General features: G+C 37.4%; 18 protein-coding genes. 12 read left to right on the top strand and 6 right to left on the bottom strand.

What is annotated here, in order from left to right; translation table 11 throughout:
• Nucleotides 1-26 precede the first annotated feature (26 nt).
• The 4 genes from CL818_RS03350 to CL818_RS03365 all read left to right on the top strand — a co-directional run bounded on the left by CL818_RS03350 (nt 27) and on the right by CL818_RS03365 (nt 3,760).
• Nucleotides 27-827 (top strand): sulfite exporter TauE/SafE family protein, encoded by an 801-nt coding sequence (locus CL818_RS03350; RefSeq protein WP_013188105.1) that lies wholly within the window; start codon nt 27-29, stop codon nt 825-827.
• 9 nt (nt 828-836) lie between these two features.
• Nucleotides 837-1,712: a sterol desaturase family protein gene (locus CL818_RS03355; protein WP_013188104.1), complete on the top strand. Its 876-nt coding sequence runs from the start codon at nt 837-839 to the stop codon at nt 1,710-1,712.
• Nucleotides 1,713-1,777: 65 nt separating this feature from the next.
• A complete protein-coding gene (locus tag CL818_RS03360) occupies nt 1,778-2,155 on the top strand; it encodes a rhodanese-like domain-containing protein (protein ID WP_013188103.1) in 378 nt (125 codons plus the stop codon).
• A 276-nt stretch (nt 2,156-2,431) separates the two neighbouring features.
• Nucleotides 2,432-3,760: an MBL fold metallo-hydrolase gene (locus tag CL818_RS03365; protein WP_272973897.1), complete on the top strand. Its 1,329-nt coding sequence runs from the start codon at nt 2,432-2,434 to the stop codon at nt 3,758-3,760.
• Between the two features lie 61 nt (nt 3,761-3,821).
• Here CL818_RS03365 and CL818_RS03370 read toward each other — a convergent pair whose 3' ends face one another.
• From CL818_RS03370 to CL818_RS03395, 6 genes are all read right to left on the bottom strand, one after another.
• Entirely contained in the window at nt 3,822-4,457 is a 636-nt protein-coding gene (locus CL818_RS03370) for a TlpA family protein disulfide reductase (protein WP_013188101.1), read from the bottom strand.
• A gap of 11 nt (nt 4,458-4,468) precedes the next feature.
• The gene (locus CL818_RS03375; protein WP_013188100.1) at nt 4,469-6,127 is read right to left on the bottom strand and encodes a bifunctional metallophosphatase/5'-nucleotidase; all 1,659 of its coding nucleotides are present in this window, start codon (nt 6,125-6,127) and stop codon (nt 4,469-4,471) included.
• A 2-nt stretch (nt 6,128-6,129) separates the two neighbouring features.
• A complete protein-coding gene (locus CL818_RS03380; RefSeq protein ID WP_013188099.1) occupies nt 6,130-6,555 on the bottom strand; it encodes a sulfur reduction protein DsrE in 426 nt (141 codons plus the stop codon).
• Nucleotides 6,556-6,561: 6 nt separating this feature from the next.
• Nucleotides 6,562-6,960, bottom strand: coding sequence for a DoxX family protein (locus tag CL818_RS03385; RefSeq protein ID WP_013188098.1), 399 nt, complete (start codon nt 6,958-6,960; stop codon nt 6,562-6,564).
• Between the two features lie 125 nt (nt 6,961-7,085).
• Nucleotides 7,086-7,403 (bottom strand): hypothetical protein, encoded by a 318-nt coding sequence (locus tag CL818_RS03390; protein ID WP_272973896.1) that lies wholly within the window; start codon nt 7,401-7,403, stop codon nt 7,086-7,088.
• A gap of 169 nt (nt 7,404-7,572) precedes the next feature.
• A complete protein-coding gene (locus tag CL818_RS03395; RefSeq protein ID WP_013188096.1) occupies nt 7,573-7,728 on the bottom strand; it encodes a hypothetical protein in 156 nt (51 codons plus the stop codon).
• 106 nt (nt 7,729-7,834) lie between these two features.
• Between CL818_RS03395 and CL818_RS03400 the strand changes: the two genes are divergently transcribed.
• The 8 genes from CL818_RS03400 to CL818_RS03435 all read left to right on the top strand — a co-directional run bounded on the left by CL818_RS03400 (nt 7,835) and on the right by CL818_RS03435 (nt 16,412).
• Nucleotides 7,835-8,392: a YeeE/YedE family protein gene (locus CL818_RS03400; protein WP_013188095.1), complete on the top strand. Its 558-nt coding sequence runs from the start codon at nt 7,835-7,837 to the stop codon at nt 8,390-8,392.
• 2 nt (nt 8,393-8,394) lie between these two features.
• Complete coding sequence (locus CL818_RS03405) at nt 8,395-8,808, top strand: DUF6691 family protein (protein ID WP_013188094.1); 414 nt, start codon at nt 8,395-8,397, stop codon at nt 8,806-8,808.
• Nucleotides 8,809-8,921: 113 nt separating this feature from the next.
• A complete protein-coding gene (locus tag CL818_RS03410; RefSeq protein WP_013188093.1) occupies nt 8,922-9,773 on the top strand; it encodes an RteC domain-containing protein in 852 nt (283 codons plus the stop codon).
• Between the two features lie 111 nt (nt 9,774-9,884).
• Complete coding sequence (locus tag CL818_RS03415) at nt 9,885-10,139, top strand: hypothetical protein (protein WP_281777782.1); 255 nt, start codon at nt 9,885-9,887, stop codon at nt 10,137-10,139.
• 209 nt (nt 10,140-10,348) lie between these two features.
• On the top strand, nt 10,349-10,768 hold the full coding sequence (locus CL818_RS03420; protein ID WP_041241013.1) for an HYC_CC_PP family protein: 420 nt from the start codon (nt 10,349-10,351) through the stop codon (nt 10,766-10,768).
• Nucleotides 10,769-10,876: 108 nt separating this feature from the next.
• On the top strand, nt 10,877-14,629 hold the full coding sequence (locus tag CL818_RS03425) for an efflux RND transporter permease subunit (protein WP_013188091.1): 3,753 nt from the start codon (nt 10,877-10,879) through the stop codon (nt 14,627-14,629).
• Nucleotides 14,626-15,843: a TolC family protein gene (locus tag CL818_RS03430; RefSeq protein WP_013188090.1), complete on the top strand. Its 1,218-nt coding sequence runs from the start codon at nt 14,626-14,628 to the stop codon at nt 15,841-15,843. Before CL818_RS03425 ends, CL818_RS03430 begins: the two co-directional genes overlap by 4 nt.
• Nucleotides 15,844-15,845: 2 nt before the next feature.
• Nucleotides 15,846-16,412 (top strand): helix-turn-helix domain-containing protein, encoded by a 567-nt coding sequence (locus CL818_RS03435; RefSeq protein WP_013188089.1) that lies wholly within the window; start codon nt 15,846-15,848, stop codon nt 16,410-16,412.
• Nucleotides 16,413-16,516 lie beyond the last annotated feature (104 nt).

Genomic DNA, 16,516 nt, shown 5'->3' on the forward strand with positions numbered 1-16,516 from the left:
TACATTTGTTTATAATCAAAATACAAATGGAACTTCTAGAAATTTTAGGATTTATCGGAGCACTTTTTATAGGACTCGTATTAGGTTTAATAGGTGGTGGTGGTTCAATTTTAACTGTACCAATTTTAGTTTATGCACTCACGCTTAACCCCGTAATTGCAACAGCTTATTCCCTTTTTGTAGTAGGCACAACATCCTTGGTAGGAGCTATAAAAAATATAACTAAAGGAATGGTCGATTTCAAAACGGCCATTATTTTTGCCATTCCAGCCTTTATTGCTGTTTATATCACACGTGCTTTTTTAATTCCTGCAATTCCAGATGAATTATTTCAGATAGGAAATATTATGGTCACAAAGAACTTGGCCATAATGCTTTTTTTTGCATTTATAATGTTACTTGCTTCAGTATCTATGATACGTAATAAGCGCAAAGAAACCGATGAAGAAGCCGAAATTACATACAACTATCCACTTATCATTGCCGAAGGTATAATCGTAGGAGCCATAACGGGTATCGTAGGTGCCGGTGGTGGTTTTTTGATAATTCCGGCCTTGGTGTTATTGGCAAAATTGCCAATGAAAAAAGCAGTAGCTACTTCTTTGTTCATTATCGCAATTAAATCGCTAATTGGATTTTTAGGCGATGTACAGAATTTGGATATTGACTGGCCATTCTTGCTCATTTTTACAGGGCTTTCAATTATCGGAATATTTATTGGAATCTGGCTGAACAAATTCATCGACGGAAAGAAATTAAAAAAAGCCTTTGGGTGGTTTGTTCTCATTATGGGTATCTACATTATATACAAAGAACTAACTGCATAACTGAAACTATTGAATAAATACGTTGAAATAATAAAAGAATCTTTTCTAGGGTATTACAATTACCTTATCCAAGAAATTTCAAATCCATCTTGGACCAATTATCTTTATTGGTTATTAGGGGTGTCTCTAGTCGTGTTTCTGTTGGAAATTATTGTGCCTTGGCGAAAGAAACAGCCTGTAATTAGAAATGGATTCTGGCTCGATGCTTTTTATATACTATTCAACTTTTTCTTGTTTTCACTCATCGGTTACAATGCACTATCTAATGTAGGAGTAGAATTATTTGCCGATATAATCGGAATTTGGGGGTGGGAAAATATTGTAGCAATTAATGTAGATACACTTCCAGTTTGGACACAATTGTTGATAATGTTTTTCATTGCAGACTTTGTTCAATGGAACGTCCATAGAATGTTGCATAGAATACCTTGGTTGTGGAAGTTTCATAAAGTACACCACAGCGTTAAACAAATGGGGTTTGCTGCTCAATTTCGCTTCCATTTTATGGAAACAATTGTCTACAAAACAATTCAATATTTACCACTTGCGATGATAGGATTTGGTATCGAGCAATTCTTCGTGGTCCATATGTTTACCGTTTTTATTGGTCATTTAAATCACGCAAATCTTGATTGGAGTTATGGAAAATTAGGCTACGTTTTCAATAATCCTCGTATGCATATTTGGCATCATTCAAAAGCATTGCCAAAAGAACACCCTTACGGTATGAATTATGGTCTAAGATTGAGCCTTTGGGACTACCTGTTTGGGACAGCTTATGTGCCAAAAAGTGGTCGGGATATAGAGATAGGCTTTCATAATGACAACGATTTTCCCAAGACGTTTTCTAGCCAAATTATTTATCCATTTAAAAAGCAACAATAGTAACATAAGTTACAAATTACCAGTACAATGTAATATGACTTTACACTGAAAATAAATTTCTATTAATGAAAAAATATATTATAATTATGACACTATTAAGCACACTATTTGGCGCCAACGGGCAATCTAATAAAGCGATAAAAATCCTAACAGCAACAGAATATTATAATGCTATTTCAAATAATGATGTTCAATTAGTCGATGTTCGTACAGAAAAAGAGTACAATGAAGGCGCAATTGAAAACGCTTTAAATATTGATTTTTTTCAGCAAGAAAATTTCAATTCAAAGTTTAATAAGTTAGATAAAGAGAAGCCTGTTTATCTCTATTGTCGTTCAGGCAATCGTAGCCTACAAGCCGCTAAAAAATTAGATTTATTAGGGTTTAAAAAAATCTATGATTTAAAAGGAGGCTATATGGGATGGCCTTATAAAAAATATTGAGTAAATATGAATTGTAGTATTGTATAACAAAAAGTGAATTTTTTCCATACATTATTTTAGGAGTTTATTGAGATCAAAGTTTCGATAATTAATACCTCTAACTATTTTTCTACACATATACTTATATGGTAATCAAAAGGATTAAAAGTTATTTACTTTATAGAGGCTGGTAAACATTTACAAAAAAGATTCTTTTTTTTAAATTTAAGGTTATGTATCAAAGGTTACTGCAATTTGGTATAATCTTTTTTAATTTTATATAAAAAATAATTTATTATGATAATTAAACAATTTGAATATAAGCCACTTGCCCATTATTCTTATGCAGTTATAAGTGATGGAAAAATGGCGGTTATTGATCCAGAACGTAATCCCGAGCAATATTACGCTTTCGCAAAAGCTAACAATGCAGAAATTGAAGCGATAATTGAAACTCATCCCCATGCAGACTTTGTAAGTTCACATCTAGAAATTCACAAAAAAACAAGAGCAATTATTTACAACAGTGAGAAGCTGGGAGCAGATTACCCACACAACACATTTGATGAAGGCGATAGTATCCAATTGGGTAGTGTGAAACTAAAAGCGATTAACACACCAGGGCACTCGCCAGATAGTATTACTATCGTAGCAACTGAAGACCAAGAAACTGCTCTGTTTACAGGAGATACCCTATTTATAGGCGATGTTGGTCGGCCAGATTTGCGTGAAAAGTCCGGAAATACGAAGGCAAAACGTAAAGAACTTGCCGAAATGATGTATGAAACTATCACCAATAAATTTAATGATTTACCAGATGATGCACTTGTATATCCAGCACATGGTGCAGGATCGCTTTGCGGAAAAAACATGAGTGATGCCTCCAGCAGTACTTTAGGTAATGAACGAATGAGTAATTGGGCTTTTAAAAAGCAATCCAAAGAAGAGTTTATGAATACCATCCTCGATGGGCAGCCATTTATTCCTCACTATTTTGGGTTTGATGTTGATACCAATAAAGTAGGTGCAGATGATTTAAAGCCATCCATTGATAAAATCCCTTTTTCTGAAAATGCTATAAGTGAAGGCCTTATTGTCGATATGCGAGATGAAGAGACCTTTAAAAAAGGACATCTTGAAGGCAGTTTTAACATTCAGGCAGTTTCAGATAATGCAAAATTTGAAACATGGTTAGGTTCTATTATCAAACCAGAAGATACATTTACGCTGGTTATTGATAGCAAAGAAAACAAAGATGCGATGTTACACCGTGTAGCAAAAATTGGCTATGAAAAACTACTTAACAAAGTAATTACAATTTCAGACGAAAATTTGGAAACAACCGAAAAACTGAATTTGGAAGATTTCAAAAACAATTCTGACAAGTACACGATTGTAGATATCCGTAATAATAGTGAAGTGGAAGAAGGCAAATTCTTTGATAGTGCTATCTCACATCCTTTAAACGAACTGCGAGACACAGCAAATGAAATTCCGACGGACAAACCTATTGTTGTACATTGTGCTGGTGGCTATCGCAGTGCTGCAGGAAGTAGTATTCTTCAAAAAAAACTGAACGGTGTAACCGTTTATGATTTAAGTGATAACATCAAAGAGTTTAAATAAAACCCTAAAATACTATTAAGATAACGGCATCAACTTTTAAGTTGATGCCGTTTTTAGTTATTTACTTTTTTAAATCCAATATAAAATCTTTGAATTTCGGATCACTGTAATCGGCCATACCTTTATGTGTTAATGCCATATTTCCATCGGCATCAATTACATAAGTTGTAGGTAGGGCAGATGACTGAAACATAGCTGGCAGATTACTTGCTGGAGCGTAAATTGGTAAGTCATATCCCTTGCGTTTATTAAAAGCTTTAGCCTTTTCAAAATCATCATCGAATGATAATAATATGAAAGCAACTTCATCACCCATTTCCTCGTGTAATTTATCGATGGTCGGCATTTCGGCAATACAAGGCGGACACCAAGTTGCCCAAAAATTCAAAAATATGACCTTGTCCTTAAATTCTTTTAATGACCTTTTTTTGCCTTCAGCGTCAATCAATTTTAGGTTTAAATCTGCTTTGGTAAGATTTGGCATTGATGCCTCATCATTGTTCTTGTCATTCTTTCTTACCTGCGCAATCTCTTCTATATCAGGATTCATCAAGCCTGTAGCGAGTAATCCGCGTTGAGCGAAACCTATAACTTCAGTATGTAAACCAGTTGTGTAAAGTGAAATGGCCACTATGGCAAAAATTCCGTATTGAATCCACGGTTTCTTTTTATTCTTATTTTCTTTCTTAGTATTCATAACTTAAATTTTTATTGAAATTTATAGTTTGTTTTGGGTACGGTTGAAAAGGAATAAGTGCCTAGATAGTCACAATAGGCTCTTCCATCTATAGTGGGCGATACAGGCGATTTCTTTTTGAGATATTCCTCAACAACCTCATGAATCGTATAATCCATTACTTCCACATCTTTCACATTAGCCATCCTGCAAAGATTATCTATAGGGTCGCCTGGTCTAACACAAGCAGAAATAGTGTAGAATTCGTCATCTTCCATAGGCTCGCCGTTAACCGTTATTGCTGTGATACGGTTTCCACGTTCGTTTTGGCTATTGAAATTGACTTTCATACCTGAAAACCGTACCAACCAACCACCAAATCGCTCAGTCGGTTTTTGTGAAAAGGCATTGTGCATTTCTTTTTCTAACCACTCTTTTATTTGGTTACCAGTGGCTTTTCCTGTTTTCACTTTTTCATTTACAGGTAGTAAATTCCAAAGATTTGCACGAGTAATAGGTGCAGGCTTCCCGTTTTTTGGAACAATAGGGTTGCCAAAACGAAAACCATTTGAGATAGATATATCAGCACCAGTTTTCCATCGGGCCGCATCGGTAATCATATTATCCATTGGGTTTTCAACAGTAAGATAGCGATAAATAGGTGTCTTTGTGTACCCAATCACTGTTTCCAAATGCTCTTCGTAGGGCGCTTTTGCCTTATCAACAAGCGCCTGTACTTTCGTATCAGCTGGGAATACCTTTGGATCAACATCAATAAGTTCATATTCATCACTCACCAATGTGCCATCCACAAAATGCAAGGTAAGCTTACCAACAAAAGAACCAAAAGCACCTGGTTCGGTAACCTTTGCGAATTTGCCTTGTATAGGTTTGCGCACGCGCTCGTGTGTGTCATTCCCTAATATGTAATCTACACTTTCTGAAATGGTATTGTTGGCGAGTTCTACCTGTTTAAAAACACCAAGATGCGTTACTAAAAAAAGTACATCCAGGTCTTCATTGGCCTTTAAATCATCCACTTGCTTTTTCAATTCATTGGTAAGACTACTAAAGGCAATCCCTTTACTAAAAATCGGATTTTGCCTAACGGGAACATCAGGATCGTTTATGCCCATAAAGCCAACCCGAACACCTTCTATTTCTTTAACGGAATAAGCGGGAAACAAAAGTTCCTCGCTTTTTTCGTGGTACATATTCTGTGCAATAACATCCGTGTCATATCCCTGCATCACATCTATCATTACGTCCTTGCCATACACCACTTCCCAGTTACCAGGGATGATGACGTCATAGCCCATATTTTTGATGAGTTCTGGCATTACCTTACCTTCAGACAGAGCCGTGTAACCACTACCTTGTATGAGGTCGCCACCATCAACTATAATTGTTCTATTGGGATTTTTTTGTCGTTCCCGGGCAAAAAGGGTCTTAATATTGGCAAGGCCGCCACGAGTTTTAAATACCACGTTTTCATCTTCCCAAAACAATTCGGGATGTGTATCAAGCTGTCCGTGTATATCGGCAGTTTGCAATACAGTAATGCTCAAGGTGTCTCGTTTAGTTTTATTACTTGCCATTACATTCGATTTCTCCGTTTTACACGAGACCAAAACCAATAGTATTCCAATTATCGAAAGTGGTGTAATAAATATTTCCTTAAATATTTTCATAATTATAGACTTAAACTATTATATCCTTTTTTCTGAAGTTGAAGGTTGTATAGAATACCGTTTTCGACAGTTTTCATTTCATCGGGCACTTTGGTTGTATCAACTTTAAATTTATTGAGCGAAAAACCACAGGCTACTAATTTTACACCAACATTTTCAGCACGCACTATAAAGCCATTCATTTTAGAACTATCAGTAATATCGCCAATTTCCTTGCCGCAAATGATAACTTCAAATTGACCAAAATTGCTGCCATCTTCTTCTTTTAAGGCTTCCGCGGTTAAAATTATGGGCTCTAATTGTGGCACCTTTTTAGTCAGTACCACATAATTATTTTTGTTTGTATCTACAGTGTTTTGCGCTAAGGAACCACAACTCGTAAAAAGAGTCATCACGATTACTACTGTACTATAAAAAATTGTTTTCATTTTAATTTATTTTAAATGGTTATTAGTGTCATTCAGTATAAAAAAAAGAAGTCCACCAAGAATTGCTATATTTTTAAAGAGTGGTCCAAGGGTTGTAATTTGCCCTACTTGAACCGTTAAAGTGATGGGTATTAAAACCGCCATCAAAACTATTGCTGCCCATTTGGTTTTATATCCTATCAAGAATATAAAACCTGCTGATATCATTACGATACCAGAAATAATGATTAGCCATTGAGGTTCGCCAAAGAAATAGGCAATACCCTTAAAACTGGCTTTTTCAATACGTTGGGCAGTTTTCTCTATGTTAAGCAAGTGATTAAAACCTGCAACGAGAAATATGCCGCTCACCAATATGCGTAATAGTTGTATGGAACGACGGCTTATTAAAATTTTTGTCGTCATTATAAGTGATGTGAAAAATGATTGAATTTGCGTGGTGTTTATCCATAATGGTTTAACAGACCATAATGATGATGTGTGAAAGAGCAGTACGGAAGCACCAATTTTAAAATTTTATAAAAAAGTGATTACACCAATCGTGGTGGCGGAGAATCGTTATCTAAATAGCGATAACTTAGTACTGAAGAAAAATGTTCGTCGAAAAGTGCTGTAGGTCTTGAAATATTTGTTTCCCAAGAGTGAAGTTCAAATTGAAACTGCGAGGTACAAATACCATTTAGCATAACAACTTGTAAAGTGCTAAGGTCAACTTGCGAAAAATCGATTGTCTTGTTGGCCTGTTTTGGTGAGTTTTTCTTTTTACAATTAAGTTTTACAAAAGATATGTCATTTCCGCTAAACAAAGCCTTCAGTCCATTAGCATCAATGACGATAAATTTCGCCATAAAAATGAAGGTAAGAAATAACGCTATGTAAGTTTTAGATTTCACGATTGAAGCAAAAATAGAATATTTACAAGTTTACGTGAGTAACCTTTGTTACCTAAGTTGAAAATAATTGAGTTTGCTTAAAATAGAAATTTTAAAAGCCCAAGCCAATATAAGTAAGAGTAAACTATTTTAATACTTGAATTGCCCAAACTATTAAAAGAAAGCCAATACCAGTAATGGCAGGTGCTGGAATTTTCATTACTATACCCACCACAATCATTGCAATAGCGGTTAGTGCAAGTAATACTGAGATTAAGTTTAATTTTTTATTACGTGTCATAACGTTTCGTTTTATATAAAATTAATAAAAATTAATTGAAGTTACTGTAACCTTTGTTACTGTACCAAAGTATTGAAAACTTCATCTTTGCATTAAAAATTAATATATGTATTGGATTTACCAACCCTGGCCTTGGTATGTGGCGGGACCACTTATTGCCCTTGTAATGTTTGTTTTACTGCTTGTTGGAAAACAATTTGGGATGTCTTCAAACCTACGTACAGCATGTGCTGCTGTGGGTGCAGGAAAGGCAGCAGATTTTTTTAAATTTGATTGGAAAGCAGAACGCTGGAATTTAATGGTCGTACTGGGTGCGATTATCGGTGGTTTTATAGCATCTAATTATATGAGCGACAATACAGTTGAAATTAATCCTGAAATCGCACAACAACTTTCAAATGATTATCAAATAGAGAGCGCGGGTGAGGCTTATTTACCACCTGAAATTTTTTCGACAGACGCGCTTGGTGACCCTTTTATAATTGCCATATTATTAATAGGTGGTTTATTAGTCGGTTTTGGAGCACGTTATGCAGGTGGTTGTACATCAGGTCACGCCATTTCTGGATTAAGTAATTTGCAATTACCATCGTTGATTGCCGTGATAGGCTTCTTTATCGGAGGCCTAGTAATGATTCATTTAATATATCCTTTAATATTTTAATAATGAGATACATCACATATTTAGTAATTGGTATTTTTTTCGGTATCATAATGTTTAAATCTGAAGCGGCTTCGTGGTTCCGCATATATGAAATGTTTCAGTTTGGAAGTTTTCATATGTACGGAATTATAGGTTCAGCCTTGGTTCTTGGAATTATTGGGATTCAAGTAATTAAACGTAAGAATATAAAGCCGCTAAACGGAAGCGAAATGAGCTTAAAACCTAAAAATAAAAGCATAATACGCTATTTAGTAGGTGGTATAATTTTCGGTCTGGGCTGGGCTTTGGCAGGTGCTTGTCCTGGTCCTATGTATGTACTTGCAGGCGCGGGTTATGCTTCAATTCTTGTAGTAATATTTGGTGCAATTGCTGGCACTTTTTTATATGGTCTAATAAAGGAGAAGTTACCACATTAATGACCTCTATAAAACTTATAAGCAAAACCAACTATTTATAGTTGGTTTTTTTATATATCATATTTTTGTATGTATCAATAGCCCCCAAAATGTTTAATTTAAATCGATAAACAATGGAGGCAGCTCTAAATAAACTACTTAATCAATTTATAAATATTATAGAAGAACACTATAGTATAAATCAAATTAACCTACCTATAATATCAATAGCAATTGATTGTTGTGAAAAACATATCATAGATATAAGAAAAGTTTTTGGCACTTATAATTTTGATTCAACTAATGCTGAAGTTAAGTTTTTTAAATATCAAAAACCAGTCATATATGGGCATTTAAAATATTACCTACATATTCAAAGCTATCTTATTTATAAAGGCTCTGGTTCTATTACTCAACAACGGCAACTTGTAGATAATAATATTAAAAAGCTAAAAAAGGGATTAAAACCATTTGCAGAATTTGTGACCTATTGCAAACAAGGTAGAAGCGAATTAGACGAATACTATTACTTAAGAAAAAATAAAAGCCTCTGGCCAATTACGTATCGGTCAGCTTGTATTTATGATCCTGATTTTTCAACAAGTCACGACGAACTTAGAGCTGAAATTGTAGCGTATGATTTAATAATGAAGTTCTATGAGAAAGAACTGGAAACCTTAAGAATCAAAGAACTAAATGCCTATGTAGTAGATTCAAGCAATGAAAACAAATTTAACCTTGAGTGGACGTCCAATAAAATAGATTTAGTGGAGCTCATTTATGCTCTTCAAACATCTAGAGCTATTCAGAATGGTAAAATAAGTATAACCACATTGGCAAACGTTTTTGGGACAGTATTCAACACAGATTTATCTAATATTCATAGAACGTATGTCGAATTAAAATCAAGAAAAAAGGATAGATGTAAATTTATGAAATATTTAATGGTAGCTCTTGAAAATAGAGTCATTACAGAAGAATCTTAACCATTTTTAAAATGTTAAACTTTCACCCAACTTGGGTAAAGGTTGTGAACAAACTATTCCAAAACAAAGCATATTTGTAAAACGAATGTCAAATTAACTTAAGTGCCACCAATGAGAGCTTTGCTGGATTTGGTGGTACATATGTTATCCCGCAGGCGTCGTGGGATTTTTTTTAATAACCTTAAAAGTTTTACAAATGCCAACACAAATTATCACCACAGACGACCTAAGAGAATTCAAACTCGAACTAAACTAAACGACAAATTAGACTCAAATCCAGAATTTGGGGAGCTTAATGATGAACCTAGCGAATTAAGCCTTCTTCGTGAAACCTTAATAAAACCACATCGCCGAAGTAAAATTTAAAACCACATCTTTAATGAATATAATGATCGGTCACAAAGCAGATGAAAATTGCATTAATTCAATCACAAGAATTGTAAAATTCGAATACCCGAGATTCAATATTTTTAAGGCAATTCCTTCAATTTCAATTGATAAATCCTCTTACAAAGCTTTACTATTTGGAAAATAATTCATATCAAATTGATATAATTTATATATTTTTGTGTTATATGAAACAATTCATTCACAAATCAATGGCAATCTTAATGGCTTGCGTGGTACTCTTTACTACGATGTCGTTTACTGTAGATATGCACTATTGTGGTGATACATTAGTAGATTTTTCATTTTTCCAATCAGCAGAAACCTGTGGAATGGAAAAAGAGCAGTCAAGTATAGGTTGTGAAAATCCGATGCTTACCAAAAATTCCTGTTGCTCGGATGAGCAATTAATTATTGAAGGACAGGATAATTTAAAGCAAGACTTTACTAAGTTAACCTTTGAGCAGCAAACGTTCATCGCTGCTTTTACATATTCTTATATAAACCTTTTTGAAGGAACAGAATCTAAAGAAGTTCCTTTCAACGATTACCCGCGACCCTTTGTCAAACGGAATGTGCAAGTGCTGCACCAGACTTTCTTAATTTGATTTGTTAGATTTTTAGAATGAAGCCCAACAGCTACGCTGTCGTGGGCTAAAACTCGTGTTTGCCATTTTCCGCAACACGTAATTCCAAAACTCTAATAATCAAATGCTATGCTGAATAAGAGCATTAAATTTCTCATAGAAAACAAACTTGTTGCCGTTCTACTACTCGCCCTATTTGTGGGTTGGGGCGTGGTCAACGCACCCTTTAATTGGGAAACGGGCTTTTTGCCTACAGACCCAGTTGCCGTTGATGCCATACCTGATATTGGCGAGAACCAGCAAATTGTTTTTACCAAGTGGCAAGGGCGTTCGCCACAGGATATTGAAGACCAAATCACATATCCGCTTACCACTTCCCTTCTTGGTATTCCAGGCGTAAAAACTATTCGTAGTTCTTCTATGTTTGGATTTTCCAGCATCTATATCATTTTTGAAGAAGACATCGAGTTCTACTGGTCACGTAGTCGCATACTCGAAAAACTGAACTCACTTCCTGCAAACCTCTTACCTGATGGTGTCAATCCATCTCTTGGGCCAGATGCCACAGGTCTCGGACAGATATTTTGGTACACGCTGGAAGGTCGTGATAAAGACGGCAACGTAACTGGCGGATGGGATTTACAGGAATTGCGTAGCATACAGGATTACTATGTGAAATATGGATTGTCATCGGCAAGTGGTGTTTCTGAAGTAGCTTCCATAGGTGGCTATGTTCAGGAATACCAAGTGGACATTGATCCAGAAAAAATGCGCCAGTACAATGTGAGTATGGGCGATGTGGTTAAAGCCGTCAAACAGAGCAATCAAGATATAGGCGCACAAACGCTCGAAATCAATCAAGCCGAATACCTCGTACGCGGATTGGGTTACGTCAAGTCCATCGCAGATATCGAAGATGCGGTGGTAGATTCTGAAAATTTCACTTCCATCCGCATCAAAGATGTGGCTAATGTTCATTTAGGGCCAGCGACAAGACGTGGTATTCTCGATAAGGAAGGCGCCGAAGTCGTAGGTGGTGTCGTGGTCGCTCGCTACGGTGCAAATCCGCTGGAAGTCATCAATAATGTCAAGGCTCAAATTGCCGAAATAAGCTCTGGACTTCCCACAAAAACTTTATCAGATGGACGCACTTCGCAACTAACCATCGTGCCGTTTTACGACCGTACCGAACTCATTCAGGAAACGTTGGGCACGCTCAATGAAGCCCTGACTTTGGAAATCCTGATTACCATTCTGGTCATCATCATAATGGTATTCAACCTACGTGCATCTATCCTCATATCTGGGTTGTTGCCGGTTGCCGTCCTTATGGTTTTTATCACGATGAAGCTCTTTAATGTAGATGCAAATATCGTCGCCCTTTCAGGTATTGCCATTGCCATCGGTACAATGGTGGACGTGGGCGTAATACTCGCCGAAAATATGATTAGGCACTTGGAAGATGAGAAATTACGCTTTCGAGAAAACGGAATAGAATACACCACCAACGAAATCATCTACAACGCAACTGCCGAAGTTTCTGGTGCTATACTAACAGCTGTACTAACGACCATAATTAGTTTCCTGCCCGTATTTACAATGATAGGTGCCGAAGGAAAACTGTTTCGCCCGCTGGCCTTTACCAAAACAATGGCACTCACGGCATCGCTCATTATTGCGCTGTTTCTCATTCCACCCATTGCGGCATTCCTTTTCCGTAAGACGAATTTGCGTGAACGGACACAGTACGTCATCAATGGCGCACTTGTTTTATTGGGAATTCTCGCCATCGTTTACGGCTTTTGGTTAGGACTAATTCTAATCGCCTTTGCCATCACATCATTTTTAAAGATGCGCGGTACGCTTTCGCAAAAGCGCAAAAACCTGCTTGACATCATCATTTCATCGGTTGCCATAGTGTTCTTGCTCGCTACGTATTGGCGACCATTGGGCTTTGACCGAAGCGTAGTAATGAACCTAATATTTGTTTCCATTATCTGTTTTGGACTGCTCGGTGTATTCTCAATTTTCAGGATATACTACGAGCGTATTTTGCGATGGGCACTTCAAAACCGATATCTATTCTTAATAGTTCCGGCTACGGTGCTCACGCTCGGTATTCTCATAATGCGAAATACGGGCAAAGAGTTTATGCCAGCGCTTAATGAAGGCTCGTTCCTGCTGATGCCTACATCCTTGCCACACGCAGGTGTTGAAGAAAACAAGCGTGTACTACAACAGCTCGATATGGCGGTGGCAAGCATCCCTGAAATCGAAACTGTAGTAGGAAAAGCGGGAAGAACCGAAAGCGCACTCGACCCAGCACCGCTCTCGATGTATGAGAATGTCATTCAGTATAAATCTGAATATATGCGAAATACATCTGGCGAGCGACAACGTTACAAGGTCAATGACGATGGATTGTTTGTACTGAAAAACGATAAATTCATTATCAATCCGAATAATGAAATAGATGATAATGTCAACTATGCCGAAACATCGCTAAAAACGACTGCTACACGCGAAGAGTTGATTGAAGATGACGATGGCGAGTACTACCGAAACTGGCGACCGGACATTGAAAGTCCTGATGATATTTGGAACGAGATTGTACGAGTGACCAAATTACCAGGCGTGACATCGGCACCCAAGTTGCAACCCATCGAAACGAGATTGGTAATGCTACAAACGGGAATGCGTGCGCCTATGGGCATCAAGGTAAAAGGTCCCGATTTAAAGTCCATAGAAAACTTTGGACTGGAATTGGAAGACATTCTCAAACAAGCCGAAGGCGTTAAGGAACAAGCTGTTTTTGCAGACCGTATCGTGGGCAAGCCGTACCTACTCATAGATATTAAGCGAGACCAATTGGCTCGATATGGCATATCCATAATGGATGTTCAGGAAATTCTTCAAGTGGCAGTTGGTGGTATGCCACTCACACAAACCGTGGAAGGTCGTGAACGCTATGCCGTGCGCGTGCGCTATCCAAGAGAGTTACGGGCAAATCCGGACGACCTTAAAAACATCTATGTTCCTGTTGAAAAAGGAAGTCCTGTACCGCTGGGCGAATTGGTAGATATTCGCTACGAGCAAGGACCACAGGTCATTAAAAGTGAAGACACTTTTCTTATTGGCTACGTGCTATTTGACAAACTCGACGGCTATGCCGAAGTGGATGTGGTAGAAAATGCCCAAGCGCTGATTCAAGAAAATATTGATAACGGTTCGCTGGTCGTACCACAAGGCGTGAGCTATCGCTTTACGGGAACCTATGAAAATCAGTTACGAGCAGAAAAAACGCTATCGGTTGTCGTACCGCTTTGTTTGCTGGTTATTTTCTTGATTTTGTATTTCCAATTCAGGTCGGTTTCCACATCGCTTATGGTGTTTACCGCAATCGCCGTGGCCTTTGCTGGTGGCTTTATAATGATATGGCTATACGGACAAGATTGGTTTTTCAATTTCGGCTTTTTTGGCGAAAATCTGCGGGATTTGTTCAATATGAAAACCATCAATTTAAGTGTAGCCGTTTGGGTAGGTTTTATCGCCCTATTTGGTATTGCTACGGATGATGGCGTGGTAATGGCCACCTATTTAGACCAATCTTTCAAAAGCAACGAACCAGACAATAAAAAGGGCATTCGTCTCGCCACTTTGGAAGCCGCAGGTAAACGTATTCGTCCGTGTTTGATGACTACTGTAACTACGGTACTGGCACTACTTCCCGTACTTACATCCACAGGCAAGGGAAGCGATATAATGATACCGATGGCGATACCCATTTTTGGCGGAATGATAATCGATGTTACGTCCTATTTCCTACTGCCAGTCTTATATAGCTGGAAAAAGGAATACCAACTTAAAAAAGCAAACAGATGAAGAAATTAAAATATATACTGGTGTTCTTGTTTGTTTCCGCTTTCGCGAAAGCGCAACAATTACAATCCTACATTAAGGAAGCCGAAGCGAACAATCCAGAAATTCAAGCCTTTGAACTGCGCTATAATATTGCCGAAGAAAAGGTAAATGAAGCCAACTGGATTCCAAATACCGAAGTGAGTGCCGGCTATTTTGTGAGTGAGCCTGAAACCAGAGTCGGTGCGCAACGTGCACGAATAGGCGTAAAACAGATGTTGCCGTGGTTCGGTACTATTACAGCTCGTGAAAATTATGCCACCGCAATGGCAGATGCTGAATATGTGGACATCACGATTGCAAAGCGCAAGCTCGCACTTTCGGTCGCACAATCCTATTATAGCCTGTATTCTATACGTGCCAAGCAAGCTGTGCTGGATGAAAATATACAGCTATTGCAAACCTATGAGCAACTTGCACTCACGTCTGTAGAAGTAGGTAAAGCGAGTGCCGTAGATGTGTTGCGACTTCAAATACGGCAAAATGAGTTACAGCAACAAAAGGAAGTTTTGGAAGAAGAATTTACGGCAGAACAAACAGCTTTTAACAATTTGCTCAACCGTGAATCAATGATGACTGTTGACGTAGTTCCAGAAATGGAAATTCCGCAGGAAGACCCTTTTTATGACAATGAAGCGCTGGCGCTCAATCCTGAACTGCTCAAATACGATAAACTTTATGAATCTGTGGCACAATCTGAACTACTCAACCAGCGTGAAAGCTTACCTATGATTGGTTTTGGTGTGGATTACTTGCCCGTAACCGAACGTAGCGATGTTAACTTCAGCGATAATGGGAAAGATGTATTGATGCCAATGGTGTCGATTTCTATACCCATTTTCAATAGCCGCTACAAATCCATTTCAAAACAAAATGAACTGCGACAGCAAGAAATAGAGACCCAAAGGGAACAGCGATTGAATGTGCTGGAATCCGCTTTCGCGAAAGCGCAATCACAACGCAACCAAGCTCGCATTGCTTACTACACACAAGAACGCAATCTAAAACAAGCCCAAGATGCCGAAGAAATTCTGGTAAAAAATTATGAAACTGGCACTATCGATTTTAACGATGTGCTGGACATTCAGGAATTGCAGTTGAAGTTTCAGATGAATCAAATCGAGTCGGTGCAAATGTACTATGTACAATCGGCCATTATTAACTATCTAATCAATTAATTATGGTCAAGGATTTTTACATAAAAAATATGGTATGTGATAGATGCATCAAGGTTTTAAGGGATGTACTGGATAAACAAACTATCGAATTGTTACAAATCGAATTGGGTCGTTTGCGCCTAAACATCGAGAGCGATGATGAAATCGAAAAATTGAAAACTTTACTTGAAAGTAATGGATTTTCCCTAATTGGCAGTACCGAAGAAAAACTCACAGAGCAGGTTAAGGTAGAACTGATTAAAGCATTACAAAAATTGCCTTTGGAACTCGATAAGAAATTATCCGCTCACTTAGCCGATGCATTGGGTCACGAGTATTCTAAAATCAGTAAGGTCTTTTCAATTACCGAAGGCATTACCATTGAGAAGTACTTCATCAAATTGAAAATAGAAAAGGTAAAGGAACTGGTACAGGCCAAGGAACTCAACTTTACAGAAATGGCACAGCTGCTGGATTATAGCCATATCAACCATTTGAGTGGCCAGTTTAAAAGCGAAACGGGTATGAGCCTGACCGAGTATAAATCACAACAGAAAAACTTTAGGAATTCATTGGACAAAATTGTATAGATAACAACCATAATTATGACACAAGCTGTTGATTTACAGCAGTAATTTTATCCAAATAAAATTAAGAACTATGAAATATAAAATCACATTACTTCTAACAATGC

The organism is Croceibacter sp., assembly GCF_002716225.1.
In the GTDB taxonomy this organism is placed as follows: domain Bacteria; phylum Bacteroidota; class Bacteroidia; order Flavobacteriales; family Flavobacteriaceae; genus Croceibacter; species Croceibacter atlanticus.